Consider the following 20,657-nt stretch of genomic DNA (forward strand, 5'->3'; position numbering starts at 1 on the left):
CGATTTTAATCGCTAATTCATCGCCACAATCTTTAATCTGGCGCTTAAAACACTCACCTGTAAAATCATTTAAAACAGGTGTCTTAAAGCCGACCATTGAATCTTTATATTCTGAATTAGCGCGGATTTCACGAACAGTGACAGTTTTCTTTCCATGTACAGAAAGAACCTGGTAGAAGGTAACATTGGTTTGCTCATAGCCCCAGGATGACGCAAATACATCACCGACAGAGACAGTATCATTTTTAAAAGTTAATACGTTCATTAAAAGCTCCCGCCCAATTTGGGCTTTGGAAGAAAGAGAACCCATTTCCCTTTCAATAATTATATCATACCTGCATTTGCAGGTGTGACAACTATTTTCTCACTATCTTATATTCTGGATGTTGATTCGCTAACAGAAGTAAATACTCGTATTCTCCAATAGATAAAGAACGACTTGCTTTACCTGCACTTTCTTTCATTTGCCATGAATTTAACTGATAACCAAAAGTATCAGCGGCTTCTTTTAAAGAAAGGCCAGCAGCAATGCGAGCGGCTTTAACCTGTTCTGGCGTTGGTTTACTCTTCATTATTTATACCTTTCAGAAAATCCAGTAAACGCGCTTTCAAAACCTCGCCATCGAGAGCAAAAGCCTGGTCTCTGGTTAGGTTTTCATCAAATACAATTTCTCGTTTCGTTTTACCTGTTGTATGTTTATTCCTTGTCTTTACGTACTTAACCACCTGTAACAGTTCATTGTTAATTACCGTTATAGTATATGAATAGTTACCCTTGTTCACTTTCACAACATTGTCAGTCATGACAGTAATTTCCTAAATTTAAAAATGACAATAGCGCACAAGGCGCTATTAATAAATTTAACAATTTTAATATGTCATACATTTATTCCCTCCCAACCCCGGAACCTGGTAAATCTCTGCTGTACGTTCCTGGTTCCCCCTGGTCAAAAGGCACATCTTCACAAGTACCTTCCTGAGCCTCACATTCCTGTTGATAAGCTTCTTCCTTCGCTAAGCGATGCGCCCATCCTTCAGGATCTAAACCACATTGCATGTTTCCGCCATTTACATTGCAATATTTAACCGTTTCGTTAACTTCACAAAGAGTTATATATGCACCATGTTTCTTAAAAACATCTAATACCAGCTCTGCATTAATGATGTTGTTCGCCATTTTTCCCCTTACACTCTATAATTTATTTTGTTATCGCCCCTTTCGGGGCGACTCCTTCACTTATCAAAGGTATGTATATAGTCCGGTTGTTTCGGTGAAGATATCCTGAAGTTGGTCACAATAAATCATCGTATATGATGCAATGCTTTTTAATGATGTACCTCTGGATTTAAAAAATTCCACATTGTAGGTATCTGATGGATCTAGTTCAATTTTAACAAGGTTAATACCATTACAAGCGAAATTCGATGGAAGTTTAAAAATGAGTCCACCATTTTCAAGCCAAAAAAAATTTTTGGCTCCAGTCATTGCAATAAATTTATTTCCACCTAATTGATTCAAAATTTCTACAGCGATTTCTTTGCTCATCTGGAACTCCCGCCCAATTTGGGCTTTGGAAGAAAGAGAAACCATTTCCCTTTCGATGATTAAATTATACCTGCATTTGCAGGTATGGCAAGAATTTTTATTGCCCTAAAATATAAAGATATAAATGTATTTACATCATTGCTTTTGAAAAGAGGCGCGAACAGTGGTTACGTTCTACCTGGAAGCTGCATCGCGCCGGGGACGTTCGCCAGTTATGGCGAACTAACCAGGCAGATTTAAGCACTCCCCCTTCCACGCCCTGCAAAGCCCATTACAGCACTTACAACGCACAATTAGCCTTTCGCAGTTAGCGCGTGAGCTTGCGAACGGTACGCCGTGACGGTGCGTAGCATAGGCGCGGGGCGCTGTATCTGCGCGTTTGAGCGGCTGAAGCCGCGAATTACGGGGCGGGTAACTGAAACGGTCAGTGACAAAAATTCCCCCGCTTATGGGGGGAACTTGAGAAATTAGTGGCTGGATTTGCTGAGAGTGAACTGTAACCCGGCCACTGCTGCAAGTTGTGCCAGTGTTGTGATGGTTGGGTTCCCGTTCGGGGATAATGCACGGTAGATACTCTGACGGGCAAGGCCAGATTTTTTAGCGGCTTCGGAAATCCCCCCTCGAGCCTCTATTACCTGACGTAACGCAACAAGAAAACCGCCTAAGCCACCAGACTCGTTAATTTCTTCCAGGGCATTAGCAAGATAAGCGTTTGCATAATCAGGATCAGCGCGTAGTTCTTCAATCATGGCGGCGTTGTGATCAACTGCTGCCGGATAATCATTTTTGCTAATCAGCGACTTCACATTTTTGGTGGCTGTCATTTTTTTGACCTCTTTTTAAAATCTTGCAGATAACTAACGGCTTTATCTAAATCGGCTGTTTGCGTTTTTTTGTTCCCGCCAATTAGCAGGAGAATTATTTCACCATCTTCGATTGAATAATAAACCCTATAGCCGGGACCATAATCAACTCGTAATTCCCAGACACCATCCCTTTCGAATTTATGATCTCCAAAATTACCGCCCATAGCGCGGGCAATTCTGGAATCCACTTTTAACGCAGCGGTCTGATCTTTACGTCTTAATTTTTTCATCCAGTCGGTGTATGGAACCTCACCGTTTTCTGTCTGGTATCGTTTCGCCGTGTAAGGCATCTTGCCGCCCTCGTTCCCTTAATCTGTGTACATTGTCTCTTATAAGTGACAAGCAGTCAATATAAACTGTCTCTTATAAGTGACAATTTATATTGTGGTTGTGTGCCTTCCCCGAACCATCGGAAACAAGTACTGTATAAGTATCCCTATACCGAACTGGCAGAATCCGGTACTGTTTATCTACATGGCATAAACCCTAACCAGACCGGTATCACTAAAGGACTCTAACAGTACCATGTCCATGTTTGTTCGCGCCTACCTTCGGGCTTCAACCAGTGAGCAGGATGCTCAACGTGCCCGCGATATGCTTGATCGCTTTGCTCATGAGCATAATGTCATCATCTGTAACTATTATGCTGAGAATGAATCAGGCGCACGCCTGGAGCGTCCCGAACTCTTCCGTTTGCTCAATGACAGCCGCCCCGGTGATGTATTGCTTATTGAGGACGTCGATCGCCTTTCTCGCTTAAAAGGGGATGAATGGGAGAAACTTAAAGCGATCATCCGTCAGCGTGGCGTGTGGGTAGTGGCCGTTAATGTTCCCACTACCTGGCAGCACCTTTCCCCCAGAGCTAATGAATTTGACAGCCGGATGTTTGCGGCCATCAATGATATGTTGCTCGATATGCTGGCCGCTATTGCACGGCGCGATTACGAACAGCGGCGGGAACGTCAGCAACAGGGCATAACTAAAGCGAAAGCGGCGGGCAAATACCGTGGGCGGCAGGTCAATAAGCCACGTTATGATGCCATCAACCGGTTATTGTTGAGTGGTAGCTCCTGGACTCAGGTTCAGAAAACGATTGGTTGCAGCCGAAACACCATCAGCAGTGCCATCAAATATGCTGCCAGCCATATTGAGGCTAAACCCTTGGTAGAAACGCCTGTAGCCTCCCCTGCCCCACGTTCTATGACCTTGTTTGTGTCGATTGAAAATGGCAGTAAATTTACCCGTGGGAAGAAAAAAACCAGAGAGTTGATTGACTGGTTCATCGAAGCTGAATTTGAGGGGAAAACTTTAGGGGGGAATGAATACCGAATACCTCTGACTGCTGAAAACGACGAGCAGTTGAAAGAACAGGTAGAGTATTTATTCAGTGAAATTAATATGATAGCTGATGTTCGCAACTGTCTGGTCATTGACTGTCTGCTGACCAATGACCAGACTCGCCAGGGATGGGATGATTGTGCCGGTTGCTGGCAGTGCGATTAAGAGTAACGCCCGGCACCAGATGTTGGGGCTAATTTGTGCCCTGCACATTTTCAAGTTCCCGTCTCAAAGCTGCTAACGCACGTTTGAGAGTTTCACCTAATGGCTCATCGATCATATCAGCAACTCGATATAATTCATCTTTGGTATCTTGCTCCCCCTTAATGTTGATCTGTACATTACGTCCGGTTTTAAACCTCCGCTTAGAGCGTTCGACTGGGGGCGTCGGCGCTGTTGACAATCTAGCGACAAAACCGTGTTCGTTAGCTAATTCCTCAATCTCTGCGTTACTTTGCTTTGATTTCTGCTCTTTGGCTGATTTTGGCTCAAAATTCTTCAAGCTATCTAGCGGATCTACGCGGCTCATAATGTGACCTTGTCCTGTTGCTGTATTGCTTCCGGAGTAATTCTTGCTATCAGTTCACGGGTGAAAGCTTCTGCGTTTTCAATTGCCTTATCAACATTTGAAACTTCATCTCTGGGAAGAGATTCAAGTAGTTGACGGTAAGAGAACATAGCTTTAAAGGCGGCCCGTTCGTTCAGTTCAGTTTCAAAAAAAGGAATACCTCCGGCTTTGAAGCTCTTACGAATATGCCTCGTATCCCTACTTTGAATCGCCGCTGAAGTACGTGTGAACAAAACAGCATACGGTAGCTGGTAATCAGGTTTGTGCTTCTGAATACCACGTTCGTGTGCCCGTATTAACCCGAAAGCTCTGCTAGCTTGTTCGGCATCAAGTTGTGAGCCTTGTGTTGGCACGACTACAAAGTCTGATTCAGCAATCGCATACGCGACTATGGTCGCTGCTGTCCCTTCCAAATCAACAATTACGAAAGGGGTTTTTGTCGCAGCTTCTGCGATCGTTTCACCAATAGTCTTATCCGTAACATCCGAGATAATTGTCATATTTTGAGGAGTGTCTCCTCCTTCAGACCAGGTTTTAATCGGATGGTTAGGGTCGGCATCAATAACGGTAACTGGTACACGCCGTGCGATTTGCATAGCTAAGGCTAAGGCAGAAGTTGTCTTCCCTGCCCCCCCCTTTGGTGATACGAAAACAATGACCGGCATACATATACCCTCTATCTATAGGTTAGTACCACTTGGCACCAAAAAGGAATTCCAAAAAGAATTCAACAATACATCCTGTTTGAATTCTACATAGAAACCAAGTGGAATTCAATAATGAATTCTAAGTTAAATTTATAAAGGAATTCAATTGGAATTCTTAAGGGAGTCTAAGTTAGAATTCTTAAGGAATTCACCAATGGATTCAAATTGAATTCCTTTATGGTATCATGGTAGAAAACTGGCGAGCTGTGCGCAGCCAGTTATTTGAATGCCGCAAAGCGGCATGGAGGTGCCAGCGGATACTGAATATAGCTTTACTGCTGAATGGCACCGTGACCCGGCGCAGCCGGTTACAGTTCTGATAGGTTCTGCCAATCCATACTTTCACCCTGCTAGACACAAACCCGCTAAAAGCGATACAGAAGCTTTTGTGCGCTGTCGGAGTGGTCACGACAAGGCGTAGCCGCAGTCGGGGCGTATCTCCGCGTTAGCGGGCCGTGAGGGCCGCTTACGGGCGTGTTACTCCAGACTTTCAAGCGGCACGACTCAAAGTGACTTGACTCTAGTTACAACATCCATCATTAAAAGCGACGCTGTTCCGGGCCTCTGGCCCGGGCGGCCCCGCTTTTCAGTGGTGGGCTGGGCTGTGAGGTTACAGAAATGCACGTTCCGGGTTTGCGGAAACGTATTCTGAATGCTCTAACTATTTCAGATGCCTAACGGTGCCTGTCGCGTAGCGACGGGAGGTAACTTTGCTTTTAACGAACCGGCGCGGACGTGAGTCCGCTGCAAGGGCGGGCATTCTCTGAGGCTGTCCACAGGGCAGACGATGAACAGGTTATATATTTATATGAAAAAGATAAAAGGTATTTAAAAGAAGTACTGAGCAGGTTTTTAAAGGAACCACGCACTTTGAAATCAGTGCGGCTGGCGCTCTGTGACCATAACGGCTGTAACCTTATGGGAAGTCCCTTGCAGTTAGATGTGGGTAACTGAATTCAGCGGGCAAAGATGGCACCGGCGACAAAATTTCAGCACTGTCTGGCAGGAAAAGAGGGGGATCATAGATGGGCTGTCATACCAGTTCGCTCAGATAATAAGCAACTGTGAGTAACAGACGTGCAGAACCCTCCGACGTCAGCCGGATTAATGAAAGGAGAGGGGGGGTCAGGTGGTGGCCGTTGCCAGCCGCGTATAGTTGTTGCCACGGGACATCAGCATTCGCTCTTTTACACGCCTTGCCTGTTCCCGACGCACAGCGTCCAGGTTTCCGGTAAAGCGGCCCTCAGCAATTTCCCGCGTCAGTTGCCGCCTTCACGATGGTTTCAATATCGCGGCGGTTACGGTCAGCGTCACGGCGGGCGCGGGCGCGCTTCAGCCCGTGCGATTTGCGCTCGGACTGATAGCTCCGGAACCGCTCACGCACGAACCGCCAGGCTTTGGCTATCAGTTCGTCCATATCCAGGCGGGGCAGGCGTTGTTTTTCACGCTGCTGGTTTTCCCACTCCACGCGACTGCGCCTCGCGGCCACAACAGCCACGTCAGAAACATCCAGCGCCGAGAACAGAGCAGGGGTGAACGTAATGTCGGTCGGGATGTTACAGCCAATCTGCGGATCATACTCAGTCTGATAGGTAATCAGCCCCAGCTCCGCCATAAACTTCAGCGCCCGTGTAGCACGGGTGATGGACAGATTGCCGTTTTTCGATTCTGTGGCCAGCCCGCACTCGATGGCCAGATTGGTGATGGAGCGCTGGACGCGGTTAGCCAGAGGGTCATAGTGGAAGCACAGCCCTTGCAACAGCGCATCGATGGCACGGCGGCGTAACAGCGGTGGCATACGGTGACGCACACCCAGCGAACGCGCAAACGCAACGTGCATGGAGAAATCGAAACGGGACGTGAAGCCTTCAGCTTTCGCCATCAGCTTACGGCAGAACGGCAGCGTCTTTTTGCCCTCACGAGGGGTGAATTCCGGATTCGGGTTCTTGACCTGTCGGTAATGTGTGAACAGGGCCTGAGCGTCAGCCACACCTTCCTGCGCTTATGTTGCACGGAAGGAGTCAAGCAGCACAGAAGGTATTGCAGTTTTCTGAGCATGCACATATACTCCCTGCATAGAGCAACAGCTTCTATGCAGTTTTAGTAGGCCCCGATTAATCTCTCACTCGCCAAACTTAAGAAAGATTGTCGGGGTTTCGTTTTTTCTGGCTCCGGGTAAACATCTCATCAGAACCAGTTCCCTGCCACCTTACGGCGTGGCTCGCCAAAATATTCTTCACTCTGAACAGCAATTTAGCACTCACAGGATACAGCATCAAGAATGTACGCCCATCAGGCTACACTTCTGGCCTGTGCTTCACGCTCAATTCAACGGGCTAACATTTCTGCCTGGGTTAAGCCGTGCCGCCTGGCACATAGTCATCAGCCGTTCTTTCAGAGCTGAGGTTCCAGAACGTAAACTTTGACTTCTTTGTGAGTGGCTCTCTTTCGGCGCCACTGAGGCACGCTGTCTTTCAGCACAACTAAGTGGATGACCCTTTCTGTAAGGACGTTTCGATGAGGAAGTTGCTGCATTTACGGCTTGCGACATCTCCGCCTCCCCAAGGATCAAAAAAGGATCGTCCCGCGGAGAATACTACAGAATCGGTAAATCAGCGACTTAACTTTTATCGAAAAGGTGATCTGTGTTGGCGCACGGATCACCCCTGTCAGTGAGAGGCCACCTGTACGCCGTTATTACCAGGTCGATTGCCAGTCGTCCCCATTTCCCAGCGGGACTGCCAGTGAGACAGGTACTGGCTGGCGATGGCGGGCATAAAGCGCATCACCACCACGTTCTCCGAATTTTTACTCGCTCCCGCTCTGCTGAAGTTATAGCTACCTGACTCAACCGTATGATTATCAACAATTAAAATCTTATCATGCTGGATAGGGAAGCGGTCGTTTGCCCTCAGCGGAATACCGGCATTCACAATCAGATTCATTGCCGCCATGCTGGCCCTGTTGCGGTTGCCTTTCTCGTCGATAACGATTTTTACATCCACGCCCCGCTGATGCGCGGCAATAAGCGCTTTCATCACGTCCGGGTCAGTGAAGGAATAGGCCATCATCCGGATACTCTGCTGTGCGGAACCGATGGTGTTCAGCACCAGAAGGCGGCCTGTCCCTTCAGGAGAAAACCCCACCTGAATATCCGGAGCCGTCGATACCCCCGCGACGGCAGGGAAGGGCAGAGAAGAGAGCAGGGGAAGGCAAAGAAAGCTGGCCCTGACCAGTCTTCCGCATGAAAATAGCATCATCATGATTCCTTTGATTTTTAACAGGAACGCCGGGGGCGGGTAAAACTTGCTTTTACCCGTTTCCGGGGTTGACCAACTGAGCGCAGCGAAGGCGGTAGCCCTGCTCCCGACCGGGGAGGCAATGTGCTATCCTTCCGCGCTACGAAAAAAATGGAGTGGTACTGGTTGACTGTCTTTTATCAGAAACGCCCGACCGAAGAACTGACGCATCTGGCATGGTGCCTGCTGGTAGCAGTAAAGCTGTCGCAGAAGCAGGGCAAAACTCGCACAGATTTACAGATACACATGTTCATCATGCAGTGGCTGACGACCGCCCAGAAACGCAAGCTGTTCCCCCGCGCGGTCGCACAGGACATCCTCTGGCTTCTTGACGAGGGAAAACGCTATGGTTTCGGTGCCAGGCTGCACCGCAAGCTGGAGTACATCTGGCGCTGCCAGTACGGGCGAACTGCTGAAGCAGAGCGTGTTATTCCGCTTCACGTATTTTATCGAAACGCTGAAAACAATGGACTGGCGGGACTTTCTGCTGTCACAGCAGGAATGGCGTAGTTATCACCGGGAATCAGCAACGGCCAGCGCGGTGTATACCCCGAAAGCAGAACTCCATCCCGCATTCAGTGACGGCGGCGAACTGATTAAACCGCTGGAGATCCGCTTCACCGGTGATATTTCAGGCGTATTTCCGTTACTTGAGCAATGCCATCTTCGCGCAGAGCAGCGACCTGATGAGGAAGGCTTTTCCGTTATCCGGCTGCTGCCGGAAAAGGCATAGCGCCCGGCGTCAGTCCTCGAAAGATTTTTCTTTCACCATGTCCCGCTCGATCTGCTTCAGATGAAGTGACTGCTCGGGCTGACTCTCTGCTTTCAGGCGCTTTCTCCGGTGATTTCTCGTCCAGCGCCGCCGCAATATCCCGCCCGGTAAGCGGATATTCCTCCTCTTTCAGCTTACCGGCCAGCAGCCCGGTATGAATATCATCCTCCGGCTCGCTGATGGCGGCGAGTACGTCTTCCGACGCGAATATCCTTCTCACCTTTACCCTGTTTTTCCAGGGCTTCGCGGGCAAGCCGTTCAGCCTCCTGTTCAGCGTTCTCCTTCGGCTCCGGAATGAAGGGCAGGGGGTCTTCCTGTTTTTCTGCCATATTGTGGGCAAACTGCGCGGTCAGGCTGTCATCGACTACCTGATCAGCGCCGGTGATACGGCTGATATTGAGCGGTAAACCCTCGCCCTCCATCCTGACGATCACGCCGCTGTCGGGATACTGTTGCGCAAGCTGCAACCCTTCAGGCAGGCTCTCCGCTATACGGTTTTCCCCGTTCCGGCTCTGCTGTATCCCCGCAAACCTCGCATCACTGCTGCCAATGACTCTGAAATCACCGCGTAAGGACACGCCGTTACGCTCATCTGCTTTTATCGTCAGGATCACCACGCCTGAACGGTTGCCGTTGCTGTCCCACAGCGCGAACGCCAGCCCCGGTTCAGGATGCCGCCTGACGCCAGGCACAAACAGGCCCTGTGATTCGCCTTCAGCCAGCCCGTAGGTTTTCAGCAACGCCCGGCCAGCGGCAACATCGGCAAGAGGGGAGGCCCAGGACAGAATCCCCTCTGCCGTCCTGCCCGCCCGATCCTCGCCCGCCATCAGATAATCATGGGCGGTACGATCACTCGTGTCTTTACTGAGTCCAGCCAGCCATCCGGCTCTGTCATCTGGTATAGGCCTGCACGTGCTCTTTCGTACGCGACAGCTTGACGTAGCTACTTTCCTTTGTTGCCATCCGCTTTCGCCCTCTTTCAGCCCTTCCAGCGTAATAACAAAGCGGGAACTGGCCCCCTGAGCACCGTAGGCCGTGACGGCATACCCCAGGTCGGTATGCCTGTCTGCCGGGTCATTAAGGTCAAGACGACGGGTAAGCTGACCATCCTGGCTGCGAAGGGTCATGCTTTGTCCGTCGATATGTTCCACGTTCCAGAAGCTGTTTCCGGTATAACCGCGCTCGGCATCAGAACGGGTAAAACGCATTCTGTCGCCCTCACTGACGCTGATAATCCTCGGCTGATAAATCTGTGCATCCTCGGTGCTGTTCTCGAACGGTGACAGGATTTTTTCCCGTCCGTCATGGCTGATAAGCGTCACCAGCCCGCTCTGCCGGTCAGTGCTGCCGACCGTCCAGTATTCCCGGTTAATCAGGGCAACTTTTCCCGTCTGATCGGCCCATCCTGTCAGGCTCCGAAGCTCATTGTGACGGACGCGAACCGGATCGAGTATGGTAATCTCATGTTCGTTTCTGGTTATCTCCCTGCCTGTTCAGATGAGCATGGATCAGACGGTTAATTTCCCGCCTGTCCGCGTTGAGATGCGGCCACGGCCAGCGTATCTGTCACGAGCCTCGGCTGTCCGCCCCGCAAAGTCAGCCGCTATCGCCTCCGTCACGCTGGCGGGCATCCCGGCCTCACGTAGCGCCAGGGCCTGCTCTTTATCCGGGCTTACCTGCTCAACAGATGATGCCGGCATAAATGCGCCGGCTTCTCTCGGCACCACATCCGACGATACACCTTCAGCCTTCTCCAGTGCGAGCGCATGCTGCCCTTCAATCATGGCATACACCACCTCCCGAAGTTCCGGCGTCTGGCGCACAATCTCCTTCATAATAGCTGTATCTACGGCGCTGCGCTGCTGCATCAGCCGGAACGGCTGTCCCGGCTCGATGGCCCGCAACTGAGCATCATCCCCGCTGGTGACGGCTCGCCCGCTGCCGGTGGCGATGGCCTGGTAAGCCTCACTCATCGCCCGGTTGCCAATCATTGACGCCTCATCAATCAGGAACAGCGTATTGCTGTAGTCCGGCTTCTCACCGTTCATCCGGGCCTGTCTGTCCTCCCAGATAAAGGATTCCAGCGTCTGCGCCCGGACGCCCACGCTTTTCATTTCCTCGACAGCAATATGAGTCGGAGCCAGACCCACCACCTCCGGTCACTGGTCGTCCGGCAACGTCTCCATTGCCGCCAGCATGGCTTTAAACTGCGTGGTTTTACCCACACCGGCGTAGCCCTGCACCGCTGTAAAGCGGTCAGCGCTTTCCAGCACCATGCGCGTGGCGGCCTGCTGCCCTGCCGTCAGTCCCGTAAGATACTGTTCAGGCACCGACGCCATCAGCGGCGTGACGCTGCCTTTCCCTTCCGCGATATGGCGCAGAATGGCCTTCTCCGTTTCAAAGGTGGATTTCGGCAGCATCAGCCCGGCTTCCAGCCGGATAAGCTCACCGCCCTTTACCTGCCGGTTAATCTCAGACCGGATAGCCGGAATGCCGACCGCTGAATTAATACTGAGCGCGGCACTGAGCAGTTCCGGGGCCTGGAAGGCGGTTTTTTCATGCTGCACCTGACTGAGGGCCAGATACACGGCCTGAGCCGCCGGGGTTCGTGGCAGTTCTCTTGCGGCATCGAGGGCAGCATCAACCCCTTTTGCGCCGGTGGCCGCTTCCACCTGGGCGCTTATCACCCGCACAGCAGGGCTGCGGGCAAGTTTTGCCTCGCCCCGTTCGGCATCCATTGCAGTAAATATCCGGATATCACTGCCGCTGCGGGTCAGGGTATTAAACACATCATCGCGCATCTCACGCCCGCTGAGCGCGGCCAGCACCTTTCCTTCAGGCGCTATCGATTTCCCCAGGGGTTCAACATAGTTATGTTCAACCTTCAGGGGCTGAGTGATATCTGCCCGGATAACCTTTCCGTTTTTCTCCAGCGCAACAACGCCATCACCGGCGCTGACTACGCTGACCACATCCTGCGCCTTCAGCCTACCTTTCGCTTCCCGTCCCGTAACCCGCAGCCGATCGCCGGGGGCCACCTCCAGCGTCCGGGGTTTGAAAAGGCTCCATGAGGCGTCAATCTGGCTGATTTTTTGATGCTGCTGTTCACCAGCCCCATTCACCAGGCGGAGAACACTGGTTTCAGCGCCAACACGATCAATACGCCAGCGCTCCATGCACTTTTCATCCGCATCCCACCGTTCCATCACCATACCTTCGCGGTAGGTATCACGGCTTTTGCGGTTCTTACTGTCGAGCCAGACCGGAGACAATGTTTCAATCCGGATATCATCGCCGGTGATACGCCCCTGCTCGCGTAGCGCATCACGAATATACCCCGTCAGTACCTGTTGCTCACGCTCACCGGCAACCTGCGCAACGACGCTGTGCCCGGCGATAACATCACGGGCATACGCTGCGGCAAGATGGCTGTAGCGGACTTTTTTATCCGCTTCAGACGTAAGCTGTGCCACCGGCACCGGCGCGTCATTGAAACGATAGTGGGCAGCACCTTCTTCCTGAAGCACCGAAAGGACGCTGCCTGTCCCCTGCCGTTTACCGCTGTCCATCAGCAGGACCTGCGCACCGCTTTCCCGCGCTTTTTCCATCAGGAAGACGCTGTCCTTCAGCCCCAGCGTTTCAGCCTCCGCGACAATCACTGTGGTATGAGCAGTCAGCGGCAGATCGGTCTTTCAGTACGCCACGTCCGGCAATCAGACCGGACAGGGTCTCACTCTCACCCAGAAAAGCTTCGTTTTTGCGATCTGCGGCCAGCACCATAACCTGACGCCCCTGTGACACCGCCAGTCCAGTAAGTTGTTCAGCTCGCTCACGCTGTACCGCTGCGCCGCCGCGCCCATATACATCGCAAGTGGATCGCGATTCTCTGCCAGTTCAGCACAGACGCCGGAGACGGCGGCAAGCGTCCCGTTCAGCAGGGCTTCACCGGAGACAATGGCGCGGCCGGAATCCATATGCTCCCGCGCAAACTGGCGAACCGTCAGTTCATCGAGTACATGAATATCAGACGTAAAAATGCCTTTGTCCTTATCCAGCGCAATAAGACGGCCCTGTTCAATAGCGGTATCGATGCCCGTTCTGGCCCGCTGCACCATATCCTTTTCCGCTGGCAGCAGTGACACAACGGCGGTCAGGACTTCGCTGTAGGCAAACTGCGCTTTTTTATCACTGAGAGACGACAGAGCCTGCGTGATGGCCTCTTTCAGTGCAGGTTCAGCCGTGAGTGTCACGCTGGCCGGAGAACCCGCTTCCGCTTCGCCGCGTTCTGCTGCCTGCGACCGGCTGCGTTCGCGGGCTGCCTGGATCGTCTTATCCGGATCGAAGTCGTAGTCCGACAGCACCTTATCCCACTGCTCACGCCTCGCTTCCCCCTCGACGAACGCCTTGTTTTTACGGGTATCCAGCGCCGCAACCGAGCGGGAAAGCGGGCTGGCATCCCGCCCTACGGCATCATCAATCTGCGCGGTTCGCTGAGAAAATGCACGGATCACATCCGGTGGAACTTCAGCAAATTCATACATGCCATGCGGTCCGCTCCTGACCGGCGTGTAACCACAGTCTTCCACCATCGGGCGCAAATACTCGCGGTAAAACTGCCCGTAAGCGAGTTTCAGATCGTAAACCTGCTCACGGATACCGCTGCGCTGGCGGGTATCACTCCCCAGCGCGTGCCACTTACCATCATCAGCGCTGGTGACATTGAACAGCAGGCCGTGCGAGTGGAGGTGCATCTCACCTTCACGGTTCGTATCATGCGTATAGACTGCGGCAACCATGTTGCCGGTCGTCACCGTAGTGGTGACACCGTCACGGGTAAGGCGGGTATTGACGCTTTTCTCCACTTCCAGCATCGCCAGCCTGACCGCCTCATTATGCGCATCAATCAGCCGGGTATCACCGCCCAGCAGGGCGAGGATGGAAAGACTTTTTGGCGCACCAAAGGTCAGATCCATGCCCGGACGGTTTGTTTCATTACCCGCTATCTGACGTGAAATTACCGTACCATCGGGCAGATGTCCCCGCAGCATTTCATCAAAGACTTCCGGAACGACTGTTACCCTCCAGTCCCAGCATGGCCGCCCCCTTCCCCAGCCAGTGACCATCGGCATTTTCCAGCGTCTCAAAGTTGGCTTCACCGCCGTAATATCTGGCGTCGCCATGAATCGGTTCAACTGAAAGCATCACAACTCCATATCAATTTCATGCGACGGGTGGTGGTTGATATTCACTTCCTCACGGCGTACCTCATCGCGGGTGCCATGCTGCATCTCCTGCTGCCAGGCTTCATACGCTTCCATATCGACAACCTCACCGTCAGTGCTGACGCCATGAGGTATTTCGTTCTCACGGCCACCACCACGGGCAGGTTTGTCCGTAGCGGCTGGCTTGTCGCCTGACGGACCTGACGAAGATGAATCCGGCCCGGAGCCTTCGGTTTCGGTCGGTACAGACGACACACCTGCGGAGTTGCCTGCCGGTGCCGGATCGGTTTTCACCTGAGTGTCGGAAGGAATGAACAACTTTCTCGCTGCCAGCCGTTCGCTGCTTCTCCTGCTGGCTGATTTCCCGCTCAATTTCAGGGTCGAGAGAGGTTTTCACGTCACGTTCAAGGAGTCCTTCCGCGACTTTAGGCAGGGGCTGGTATTTCAGTGTGAGACGAACAACGGGATATTTACCGGGAAGCGTGACGAAGCACTGTAGGTCTTCCAGCCCCTGAACGTCTGAATAGCTGACTATCGATACCCGTTCTTCGTCTTTGCCGTAGCTGATACCGTCGCGCACCTCGTCCGTACCAAAGCTGGTCTGTTCAGAGAAACGCTTGCGGACGGTCTGGCCGATATCTTCTTCAACAAATTTCGCAATGGCCGCGCTGGGTGAACGGAAAAAATATTTGGTATTCAGCAGGTCATAGATAGCAGCAGCGAATTTGGGCCCGTAGGTTTCTTCAAGCTGCGCATAGGACTGAAAACCCAGCACAAAGCAGCCGCCATATTTGCGGGCCTCCGCAATGATGTAAGGCAGATCAGGCAGCTTATGCAGCGAGGTCAGTTCGTCATAAAAAAACCAGACGCGCCGGTAGCGGTTCTCATGCAGTGACAGACAGGTTGCCGGACGCAATGCCCAGCCACATTGATATCAGCGGCTTCAGCGATTCATGGTGACGCTGATTGGATGTGATAAACAGCCAGCCGCTGCGCTTTTTATCGCTGTTGCCCTGCATCCATTCACGGATGGTGAACGGCTTTTTACCCTCGCGGTCGATACCCTGCAAATAGCGCAGCGACTTCACATAGTTAGTGAGAACGCTTCGGATCGAAATGGCCGTTTTCTCAATGCTGCCATCAACCAGCATGGAAGCTGGCGTTCCGGCCAGAAAGTCACGCAGTTTATCGAGCTTGATCGCCAGCAGTGTGCGCAGGAAGCTGTTATACGTCCGCTTCTTATCGCCGCGCATCTGTTCGGCACCTTCAGCAAAAATCGTCCTGGCTGACGCCTGCCAGAAGGGATCGCCGCTGTTCCCCATCGGGATAAGCGTTTCGGTGACAGCCTCCAGGTCGGGTAGCGTCGGGCATTCGGCCCACAGATCCCAGTTGGCACAGCGCCTGTCCTTCGGGTTAAGAATGATATCGATGGATTCGTCATAAGAATTCCTCTACAAAGGTATTCCCTTTGTCATAAATAATGACCGGGACACCGGCTTCACGTAGCCGGAGCAATTTCTTACGCATCAGCGTGGATTTACCCGTACCGACCGTGCCGTGCATGGCGAAGTTCTGTATTTCTGAGTCTTTGACTATTGGCAGGCCGTCTATCACGATATGTGACGCCGTTCCCCGCCTACGCATAAGACGCGCCACAACTGTTGGGGTCGTCTTCAAGAATACGGCCACCGGTCACTTCATCTTCGCTGGCTTTTTTCCCCACTCGCCCGATATACCAGAACACCCCCATAACCACAGCAAAAGTAATTATCGATGCAAATAGTCCTGACAGGATAAATTCATTTCTCAGAGTGATACCACACCAGACCGTGTATTTATCGGTGAGAATTTTATCGTAAGTATAATAAAGCGTATTTCCGTAATATCTTACAGGGTAAACAGGTGGCTTTCTGATAATTGAACCAAGCGGTATTAATGTATGACTCCACCAGTAAACCAGACCGTTAAGGAACGTCTGGGTATTTAATCGCAGATACAGGATGAACCCCAGCAAGAGCCAGCCACCCAATAAAAACGTAGTAGAACAGAATATTATTAACTTGCAGGAACATCCGGAAACGCATAAACGTGACCTGACCGCCCTGCGTAATATCACGGCCTTTAAGACTCATCTGTTTTCTCCGGTGAGAGGACTTAACCTGTTATTTTTGACGAGCGATTAACGCGGACGTAGAGGTTGTATATAAGGTTGGCGTAATGTTCCCGCTTACCGGCATTCCTGGCGGAGAAACCGGCGTTGTATGAACCCAGACAGTGCCAGTTAACACCGCACGTCCGTAAATGTCTGGCGAGTATCCATGCACCTATCTGTACATTCAGGCACGGGTCATTCAGTAAGTCCTGCGGGGAGCGGATAACCCCCATTCTGACCAGTTCAGGAATATGCCTGCTGTTTATCTGCATCAGGCCATAGTCTTTACCAAGTCGCGGGCCGTTATCATTGGTGATGCGCGGATTGAGGCTGCTTTCCTGCATGGCAATCGCTTCAAGCAGCATCGGGTCAAGGTGGTAGCGTTCTCCTGCCTGCACGAAACAGAACGCACTGGCATTCATTGAGCACAGGCAGACCGCCACCAGTATCAGTGATTTAATGAGTCGCATAGATTTATTCCACAGGAAAAAGCGCAGCCGGAAGGACTGCGCTAGCTAGATAATTATTAGCTGTTCACCATCGGCTATTACTGTCTTAATTACAAATGGTGATTTAGAGCGCTTAATAAAATATTGGAGTTTCAGTACCGGTTGTCGTCAAAGCCGTTACTGAATGAACTACCATGATCTATTGAATTACTATCGAAGGCTACTAGAGATACTGATTATCAGTTCGAAAAGTGACTATCATGATTCAAAGCACTACCATAAGCATCACCTCCGGCATCAAAGTAATCACTGGTCATAGCCAGACCTGTTGCCGGGTTGAACTCATTAGCATGGGAAGTCGTTACGGAATGCTCTCCTGTTTCAAAGTAGACATTAGTGACGTTCAGCAATACTCATTGCCGTAGAAATCAGATTATCAGAGAATAAGTCTGCACGCCCAGAAGATAAGGTTTCAGTAAGAACCCCGGTAGCCATTCTGGATGCAACAGGATAAGAAACCTTACCCTTAAAGCGCTTCTTCACTTCATTTTTTATTATGTTTTTTACTGTTAACTTGATAATCCAATCAGGAGCCATATATTTTTTCATCAAGTTAACATCTTCTTTCCGATAATTATTCCACGCGAATAACAACAAGAAAGATACAAATAACATCCCTAGCAAGCTGTAGAGAGCTATGAAATAGCATGGGTAATCTGTGTTTTTTAAATTCACCCAAAACACAATTAAAGGCACACAATTAATCATCAAAAACAAATGAATAACTCGATGCTTAGGCAGTAATAACAAATGTACTGCACTGCAAAACACTCCCACACCAAAGAAAACAACCAGAGAAATGATATAAAATGATATTATACTTTCAGAACCTACAAAGCCTATTAAGTACAACGATATAAATATTACTGGTATCCACCAGATGGTTTTACTTTCCTTCTTTATCCATTTCATTTTTCATCCTCTTAGCATTATTTGCAAGGTCACCCGGATTCTCAACCGATTGATTGGCCTGATGGCTTACCGATCTATTATAGCTATCCACAAACTCACCATCAGCCTTTCCATGCTCACTCTTCAGTCTATCGCTTTCTCTGCTGAACATCACCGTGACCTTGCTCAATATTTGCTCCGGCCTGTTTAATAACTCCCTGATTTCTCACCAGAGAATCATCAACGCCCTGCGTTATGTTCCCTTTAATGCCTGCTGATTGCGCCCTGCGTTCGATCTCCTGCTGGCCTGAATTAATCGTCCTGCGGAATCTCCATTTGATGGCTCAAGGCCCTGCATACCGTTCGCCAGCGAGGCACGATTGCTGCTGAAGTCACCCTCAATACGCGACCGCAGTTTTTCTTCCACAAAGCTATCCGCCAGTGCTTCACGTTCGTGACGCACATTTTCATCAGCCGTATTAGTCAGAATACGGCTCGCATCTCCCGGCGCTTTTTGCTGAACATAACCCACAAACTCCTGAGAGAGATTGCTGGTTTGCTGTGCCGTTTCGCTTTCCGACATTGACGCCACTTTACTGTACTCATGACTACGGCTCACACTGCTGGTATATTGCTGGTACTGGCTGTCAGCCACACTCAGTGTGGTGCCAATCTGCTCAAGTTGCGAGGCAGAACTGTTATCGTTACGAACCGCAGAATGCGACACCCGATAGCTCTGAAGTATCTGTTTCCCTTCACGAAAATCACGCACGTTTTTAGCATCTTCACTACTGGTGTGGTCTGTACTTCCGCTCTGGCGTTGATCAGCGGTACTCTGACTACCAGTACTCATATTGCCTTTAACACCACCTTCAACACCAATACCAAATGGTTTAAATCCGGCAGACGCTGATGCATAAGCTTCAAGGTTCCTGGATTTAGTCTCCATCTCAGCCCATGCCTGCTGTTCACTGATACCGTGGCGTTTGGCGTAGTCTTTCGCCGCAGAGATCATCGAGCTAACCCCTTTGGTCGCCTGTGCCGTTTGTGAATCATCCGTGCTGGTATTCATTGTGTTACTGTTACCAGACTGCTGAGAAAACTGCTGTGCCTTATTGTAAGCGCTGTTCACCGCATGATTGAAACCATGCAGCGATGTTTCAGCCTGCACCTGACTTTCTCTTGCCAGCCGCTGAGCAGAAGAACTCATTGCGCGGCCAAAGTTTAAATCCATCGGCAATTTAGATGTGCCTGTCGTGCTGTTAACTATCGTCGTTCCGTCAGCCGTCGTTCCCTGCATAGCGCCGTTCGCCAGTTGCTGATCGGTACGCCCGGATGCGTAGCTACTGTTCGTATCCCATTTAAAGCCCTGCACGTTATCCGTCTGCATATTGTTAAACGCATATGTGCCATCTACGGCCTGAGAGGACGCCTGAGAGGCAACGCCTTGTGTCATACTACTGAGATAGCTGCCCGCCTGCGAAACCACGCCACCCAGTCCCTTCACCATGCCATAAGCGATAAAGGGAATAGAGAGCGAAAGCCAGCCCGCCGTTGACGCAATCATCGAATGCTGCTGCTGGATCTGAGAAAGGTTGGACAGTGTAACGTCATAAGCGCCCCCGGCTTTCAGATAAAACGTCATGGCGTTATTCAGTACTGCAAAGAGCAGCGGCCATGCCTGAAGGTAGGCCAGCGTAAAAATATAGCCTTTGAGCACAGTCCAGGTCAGCGTGTTAATAACAGCCAGCACAATCATCACCGGGAAAAGCCCTATCATCATCCCCAGCAGGACAGTCTGCATGATTGGCAGGTACTTCATCGCGATATTCGCGCTCACCGACTGCTGCATAATTTGTTTCTCAGTGGCCGTTTCCGTCGCAATATTCATCATACTGGCAGTGTCGCCATTACGTGCTGCGTAGGCGCTGATCCCTTTGCGCAGCCCGTTCATCACGACATTCTGTTTTATAATGCCGCTCGCACTGCTGCCGGCATTATAAAAATAGCCGTAGCTGTCGCCCAGAAGAGTGGCAAACAACTGTTCCCGGTTAGCCCTGGTGCCAAACAGCTTCTGCGCCCAGTACGAGAACGTCTTGCCACCGCCAGAAGAATCTGTACCTATCTGCTGTTGCAGGGTCACTGCGGCCTGCTGGCAGGTCTGGAAGCTCCCTGCTTTATCGAATATCCCCTAGCGGGCTGGGTTTCTCAAATATCTTCGAATACGGGTCGGTGCTGTTCATCAGATCTTCCATTGAATACTTATGATTCAGAAAGATATCGCCTATTACGCAGTTCTGCACATAATCAGAAAAGAGGCCCGCTATCGTCACCGTCGGCGAAGGTAAAACCCGTACTGGCCTTCACCAGTTCGGAGCCAAACAACATCCCGGTTTTGCTATATGACACCGCATCCGGGCGATGAAAAACGTCCTCGTAGCTCTGCGTCAGCGCATACCCTACAGACGTGATCAGTGACGCCGGGATAGCCAGGCCGCCTGGCACATTGTCCACCTGGTGAACGGCGGTCGGGTCGGTCATATCGATGACCTGCACCGAATGCTTATTGGCGATGAGCACTCCCGGCACAATCACCATCACCGCCACCCATTTGATGAAGGTCAGTACATCTTTCTTCTGCAACCAGCTCCACACCACGGCCAGGACCGAAGAGATAGAGGCCCATTTAATCAGGGTTCCCCAGGTGGCCGACGCGGTTAATACCGCCACGGCATTCAGCGAGTCAGCCAGCCAGTCACCACCCGTAATGGTATAAATCACCTGCAT

23 protein-coding genes and 5 pseudogenes are annotated in these 20,657 nt (G+C 51.1%); 3 read left to right on the forward strand and 25 right to left on the reverse strand.

What is annotated here, in order from left to right; genetic code table 11:
- The 7 genes from AC3RPL_RS26830 to AC3RPL_RS26860 all read right to left on the reverse strand — a co-directional run.
- Nucleotides 1–265: hypothetical protein (locus AC3RPL_RS26830; RefSeq protein WP_490742211.1), on the reverse strand; the 265-nt coding region annotated here is incomplete at its 3' end.
- A gap of 91 nt (nucleotides 266–356) precedes the next feature.
- Complete coding sequence (locus AC3RPL_RS26835; RefSeq protein WP_006122338.1) at nucleotides 357–572, reverse strand: helix-turn-helix domain-containing protein; 216 nt, start codon at nucleotides 570–572, stop codon at nucleotides 357–359.
- Nucleotides 562–804 carry a hypothetical protein gene (locus tag AC3RPL_RS26840; protein ID WP_044243516.1) on the reverse strand — a complete coding sequence of 81 codons (243 nt, stop codon included), beginning with the start codon at nucleotides 802–804 and terminating at the stop codon, nucleotides 562–564. Before AC3RPL_RS26840 ends, AC3RPL_RS26835 begins: the two co-directional genes overlap by 11 nt.
- 82 nt (nucleotides 805–886) lie before the next feature.
- Nucleotides 887–1,177 carry a hypothetical protein gene (locus AC3RPL_RS26845; protein ID WP_044243518.1) on the reverse strand — a complete coding sequence of 97 codons (291 nt, stop codon included), beginning with the start codon at nucleotides 1,175–1,177 and terminating at the stop codon, nucleotides 887–889.
- A 63-nt stretch (nucleotides 1,178–1,240) separates the two neighbouring features.
- Nucleotides 1,241–1,546, reverse strand: coding sequence for a hypothetical protein (locus AC3RPL_RS26850; protein WP_490742212.1), 306 nt, complete (start codon nucleotides 1,544–1,546; stop codon nucleotides 1,241–1,243).
- Nucleotides 1,547–2,013: 467 nt separating this feature from the next.
- Nucleotides 2,014–2,370 carry a helix-turn-helix domain-containing transcriptional regulator gene (locus tag AC3RPL_RS26855; protein WP_006122339.1) on the reverse strand — a complete coding sequence of 119 codons (357 nt, stop codon included), beginning with the start codon at nucleotides 2,368–2,370 and terminating at the stop codon, nucleotides 2,014–2,016.
- Nucleotides 2,367–2,702 (reverse strand): type II toxin-antitoxin system RelE/ParE family toxin, encoded by a 336-nt coding sequence (locus AC3RPL_RS26860; protein WP_001147119.1) that lies wholly within the window; start codon nucleotides 2,700–2,702, stop codon nucleotides 2,367–2,369. Before AC3RPL_RS26860 ends, AC3RPL_RS26855 begins: the two co-directional genes overlap by 4 nt.
- Nucleotides 2,703–2,937: 235 nt before the next feature.
- Here AC3RPL_RS26860 and AC3RPL_RS26865 point away from each other — a divergent pair.
- Nucleotides 2,938–3,543 (forward strand): annotated as a pseudogene (locus AC3RPL_RS26865) (recombinase family protein); the annotation flags it as partial.
- A gap of 400 nt (nucleotides 3,544–3,943) precedes the next feature.
- Here the strand turns inward: AC3RPL_RS26865 and AC3RPL_RS26870 are convergent.
- From AC3RPL_RS26870 to AC3RPL_RS26895, 6 genes and pseudogenes are all read right to left on the reverse strand, one after another.
- On the reverse strand, nucleotides 3,944–4,279 hold the full coding sequence (locus tag AC3RPL_RS26870) for a hypothetical protein (protein WP_490742213.1): 336 nt from the start codon (nucleotides 4,277–4,279) through the stop codon (nucleotides 3,944–3,946).
- Nucleotides 4,276–4,983, reverse strand: a complete 708-nt coding sequence (locus AC3RPL_RS26875; protein WP_490742214.1) for a nucleotide-binding protein — start codon at nucleotides 4,981–4,983, stop codon at nucleotides 4,276–4,278. Before AC3RPL_RS26875 ends, AC3RPL_RS26870 begins: the two co-directional genes overlap by 4 nt.
- Nucleotides 4,984–5,390: 407 nt before the next feature.
- Nucleotides 5,391–5,519 carry a replication-associated protein RepA4 gene (locus AC3RPL_RS26880; protein ID WP_490742215.1) on the reverse strand — a complete coding sequence of 43 codons (129 nt, stop codon included), beginning with the start codon at nucleotides 5,517–5,519 and terminating at the stop codon, nucleotides 5,391–5,393.
- Nucleotides 5,520–6,150: 631 nt separating this feature from the next.
- A pseudogene (gene repA, locus AC3RPL_RS26885) lies at nucleotides 6,151–7,015 on the reverse strand (incFII family plasmid replication initiator RepA).
- Between the two features lie 333 nt (nucleotides 7,016–7,348).
- Entirely contained in the window at nucleotides 7,349–7,576 is a 228-nt protein-coding gene (locus tag AC3RPL_RS26890; RefSeq protein WP_490742216.1) for a RepB family protein, read from the reverse strand.
- Between the two features lie 118 nt (nucleotides 7,577–7,694).
- Nucleotides 7,695–8,285, reverse strand: coding sequence for a phospholipase D family nuclease (locus AC3RPL_RS26895; protein ID WP_490742217.1), 591 nt, complete (start codon nucleotides 8,283–8,285; stop codon nucleotides 7,695–7,697).
- Between the two features lie 150 nt (nucleotides 8,286–8,435).
- Between AC3RPL_RS26895 and AC3RPL_RS26900 the strand changes: the two genes are divergently transcribed.
- Entirely contained in the window at nucleotides 8,436–8,834 is a 399-nt protein-coding gene (locus AC3RPL_RS26900; RefSeq protein WP_490742244.1) for a DUF2913 family protein, read from the forward strand.
- A complete protein-coding gene (locus AC3RPL_RS26905; RefSeq protein ID WP_490742218.1) occupies nucleotides 8,791–9,057 on the forward strand; it encodes a hypothetical protein in 267 nt (88 codons plus the stop codon). Before AC3RPL_RS26900 ends, AC3RPL_RS26905 begins: the two co-directional genes overlap by 44 nt.
- Here the strand turns inward: AC3RPL_RS26905 and AC3RPL_RS26910 are convergent.
- From AC3RPL_RS26910 to AC3RPL_RS26965, 12 genes and pseudogenes are all read right to left on the reverse strand, one after another.
- Nucleotides 9,029–9,316, reverse strand: coding sequence for a hypothetical protein (locus AC3RPL_RS26910; RefSeq protein ID WP_490742219.1), 288 nt, complete (start codon nucleotides 9,314–9,316; stop codon nucleotides 9,029–9,031). The genes AC3RPL_RS26905 and AC3RPL_RS26910 overlap by 29 nt on opposite strands.
- A complete protein-coding gene (locus AC3RPL_RS26915) occupies nucleotides 9,258–10,418 on the reverse strand; it encodes a conjugative transfer relaxase/helicase TraI domain-containing protein (protein WP_490742220.1) in 1,161 nt (386 codons plus the stop codon). Before AC3RPL_RS26915 ends, AC3RPL_RS26910 begins: the two co-directional genes overlap by 59 nt.
- Before the next feature lie 186 nt (nucleotides 10,419–10,604).
- Nucleotides 10,605–12,779: pseudogene (locus AC3RPL_RS26920) on the reverse strand (AAA family ATPase).
- The gene (locus AC3RPL_RS26925) at nucleotides 12,736–12,897 is read right to left on the reverse strand and encodes an ssDNA-binding domain-containing protein (RefSeq protein ID WP_490742221.1); all 162 of its coding nucleotides are present in this window, start codon (nucleotides 12,895–12,897) and stop codon (nucleotides 12,736–12,738) included. Before AC3RPL_RS26925 ends, AC3RPL_RS26920 begins: the two are co-directional and overlap by 44 nt.
- A 593-nt stretch (nucleotides 12,898–13,490) precedes the next feature.
- Nucleotides 13,491–14,219, reverse strand: a pseudogene (gene mobF / locus AC3RPL_RS26930) (MobF family relaxase); the annotation flags it as partial.
- Nucleotides 14,149–14,298 carry a hypothetical protein gene (locus AC3RPL_RS26935; protein WP_490742222.1) on the reverse strand — a complete coding sequence of 50 codons (150 nt, stop codon included), beginning with the start codon at nucleotides 14,296–14,298 and terminating at the stop codon, nucleotides 14,149–14,151. The pseudogene mobF and the gene AC3RPL_RS26935, both read right to left, overlap by 71 nt.
- Nucleotides 14,298–16,450 (reverse strand): annotated as a pseudogene (traD, locus tag AC3RPL_RS26940) (type IV conjugative transfer system coupling protein TraD). Before traD ends, AC3RPL_RS26935 begins: the two are co-directional and overlap by 1 nt.
- 22 nt (nucleotides 16,451–16,472) lie before the next feature.
- The gene (locus AC3RPL_RS26945) at nucleotides 16,473–16,940 is read right to left on the reverse strand and encodes a lytic transglycosylase domain-containing protein (protein WP_490742223.1); all 468 of its coding nucleotides are present in this window, start codon (nucleotides 16,938–16,940) and stop codon (nucleotides 16,473–16,475) included.
- A gap of 372 nt (nucleotides 16,941–17,312) precedes the next feature.
- Entirely contained in the window at nucleotides 17,313–17,891 is a 579-nt protein-coding gene (locus AC3RPL_RS26950; protein WP_490742224.1) for a hypothetical protein, read from the reverse strand.
- Nucleotides 17,866–18,060: a hypothetical protein gene (locus AC3RPL_RS26955; protein ID WP_490742225.1), complete on the reverse strand. Its 195-nt coding sequence runs from the start codon at nucleotides 18,058–18,060 to the stop codon at nucleotides 17,866–17,868. The genes AC3RPL_RS26950 and AC3RPL_RS26955 overlap by 26 nt, the downstream gene beginning before the upstream one ends.
- A 63-nt stretch (nucleotides 18,061–18,123) precedes the next feature.
- A complete protein-coding gene (gene traG, locus AC3RPL_RS26960; protein WP_490742245.1) occupies nucleotides 18,124–20,058 on the reverse strand; it encodes a conjugal transfer mating-pair stabilization protein TraG in 1,935 nt (644 codons plus the stop codon).
- A gap of 119 nt (nucleotides 20,059–20,177) precedes the next feature.
- Nucleotides 20,178–20,657 carry a conjugal transfer protein TraG N-terminal domain-containing protein gene (locus AC3RPL_RS26965; protein WP_490742226.1) on the reverse strand — a complete coding sequence of 160 codons (480 nt, stop codon included), beginning with the start codon at nucleotides 20,655–20,657 and terminating at the stop codon, nucleotides 20,178–20,180.

The sequence above is a fragment of the Erwinia papayae genome, assembly GCF_058241465.1.

Coding starts and splice junctions, on each gene's coding strand:
- AC3RPL_RS26835 (WP_006122338.1), bottom strand. CDS start 572: ATGAAGAGTAAACCAACGCCAGAACAGGTTAAAGCCGCTCGCATTGCT.
- AC3RPL_RS26840 (WP_044243516.1), bottom strand. CDS start 804: ATGACTGACAATGTTGTGAAAGTGAACAAGGGTAACTATTCATATACT.
- AC3RPL_RS26845 (WP_044243518.1), bottom strand. CDS start 1,177: ATGGCGAACAACATCATTAATGCAGAGCTGGTATTAGATGTTTTTAAG.
- AC3RPL_RS26850 (WP_490742212.1), bottom strand. CDS start 1,546: ATGAGCAAAGAAATCGCTGTAGAAATTTTGAATCAATTAGGTGGAAAT.
- AC3RPL_RS26855 (WP_006122339.1), bottom strand. CDS start 2,370: ATGACAGCCACCAAAAATGTGAAGTCGCTGATTAGCAAAAATGATTAT.
- AC3RPL_RS26860 (WP_001147119.1), bottom strand. CDS start 2,702: ATGCCTTACACGGCGAAACGATACCAGACAGAAAACGGTGAGGTTCCA.
- AC3RPL_RS26870 (WP_490742213.1), bottom strand. CDS start 4,279: ATGAGCCGCGTAGATCCGCTAGATAGCTTGAAGAATTTTGAGCCAAAA.
- AC3RPL_RS26875 (WP_490742214.1), bottom strand. CDS start 4,983: ATGCCGGTCATTGTTTTCGTATCACCAAAGGGGGGGGCAGGGAAGACA.
- AC3RPL_RS26890 (WP_490742216.1), bottom strand. CDS start 7,576: ATGTCGCAAGCCGTAAATGCAGCAACTTCCTCATCGAAACGTCCTTAC.
- AC3RPL_RS26895 (WP_490742217.1), bottom strand. CDS start 8,285: ATGATGCTATTTTCATGCGGAAGACTGGTCAGGGCCAGCTTTCTTTGC.
- AC3RPL_RS26900 (WP_490742244.1), top strand. CDS start 8,436: ATGGAGTGGTACTGGTTGACTGTCTTTTATCAGAAACGCCCGACCGAA.
- AC3RPL_RS26905 (WP_490742218.1), top strand. CDS start 8,791: ATGGACTGGCGGGACTTTCTGCTGTCACAGCAGGAATGGCGTAGTTAT.
- AC3RPL_RS26935 (WP_490742222.1), bottom strand. CDS start 14,298: ATGCTTTCAGTTGAACCGATTCATGGCGACGCCAGATATTACGGCGGT.
- AC3RPL_RS26945 (WP_490742223.1), bottom strand. CDS start 16,940: ATGCGACTCATTAAATCACTGATACTGGTGGCGGTCTGCCTGTGCTCA.
- AC3RPL_RS26950 (WP_490742224.1), bottom strand. CDS start 17,891: ATGAAATGGATAAAGAAGGAAAGTAAAACCATCTGGTGGATACCAGTA.
- AC3RPL_RS26965 (WP_490742226.1), bottom strand. CDS start 20,657: ATGCAGGTGATTTATACCATTACGGGTGGTGACTGGCTGGCTGACTCG.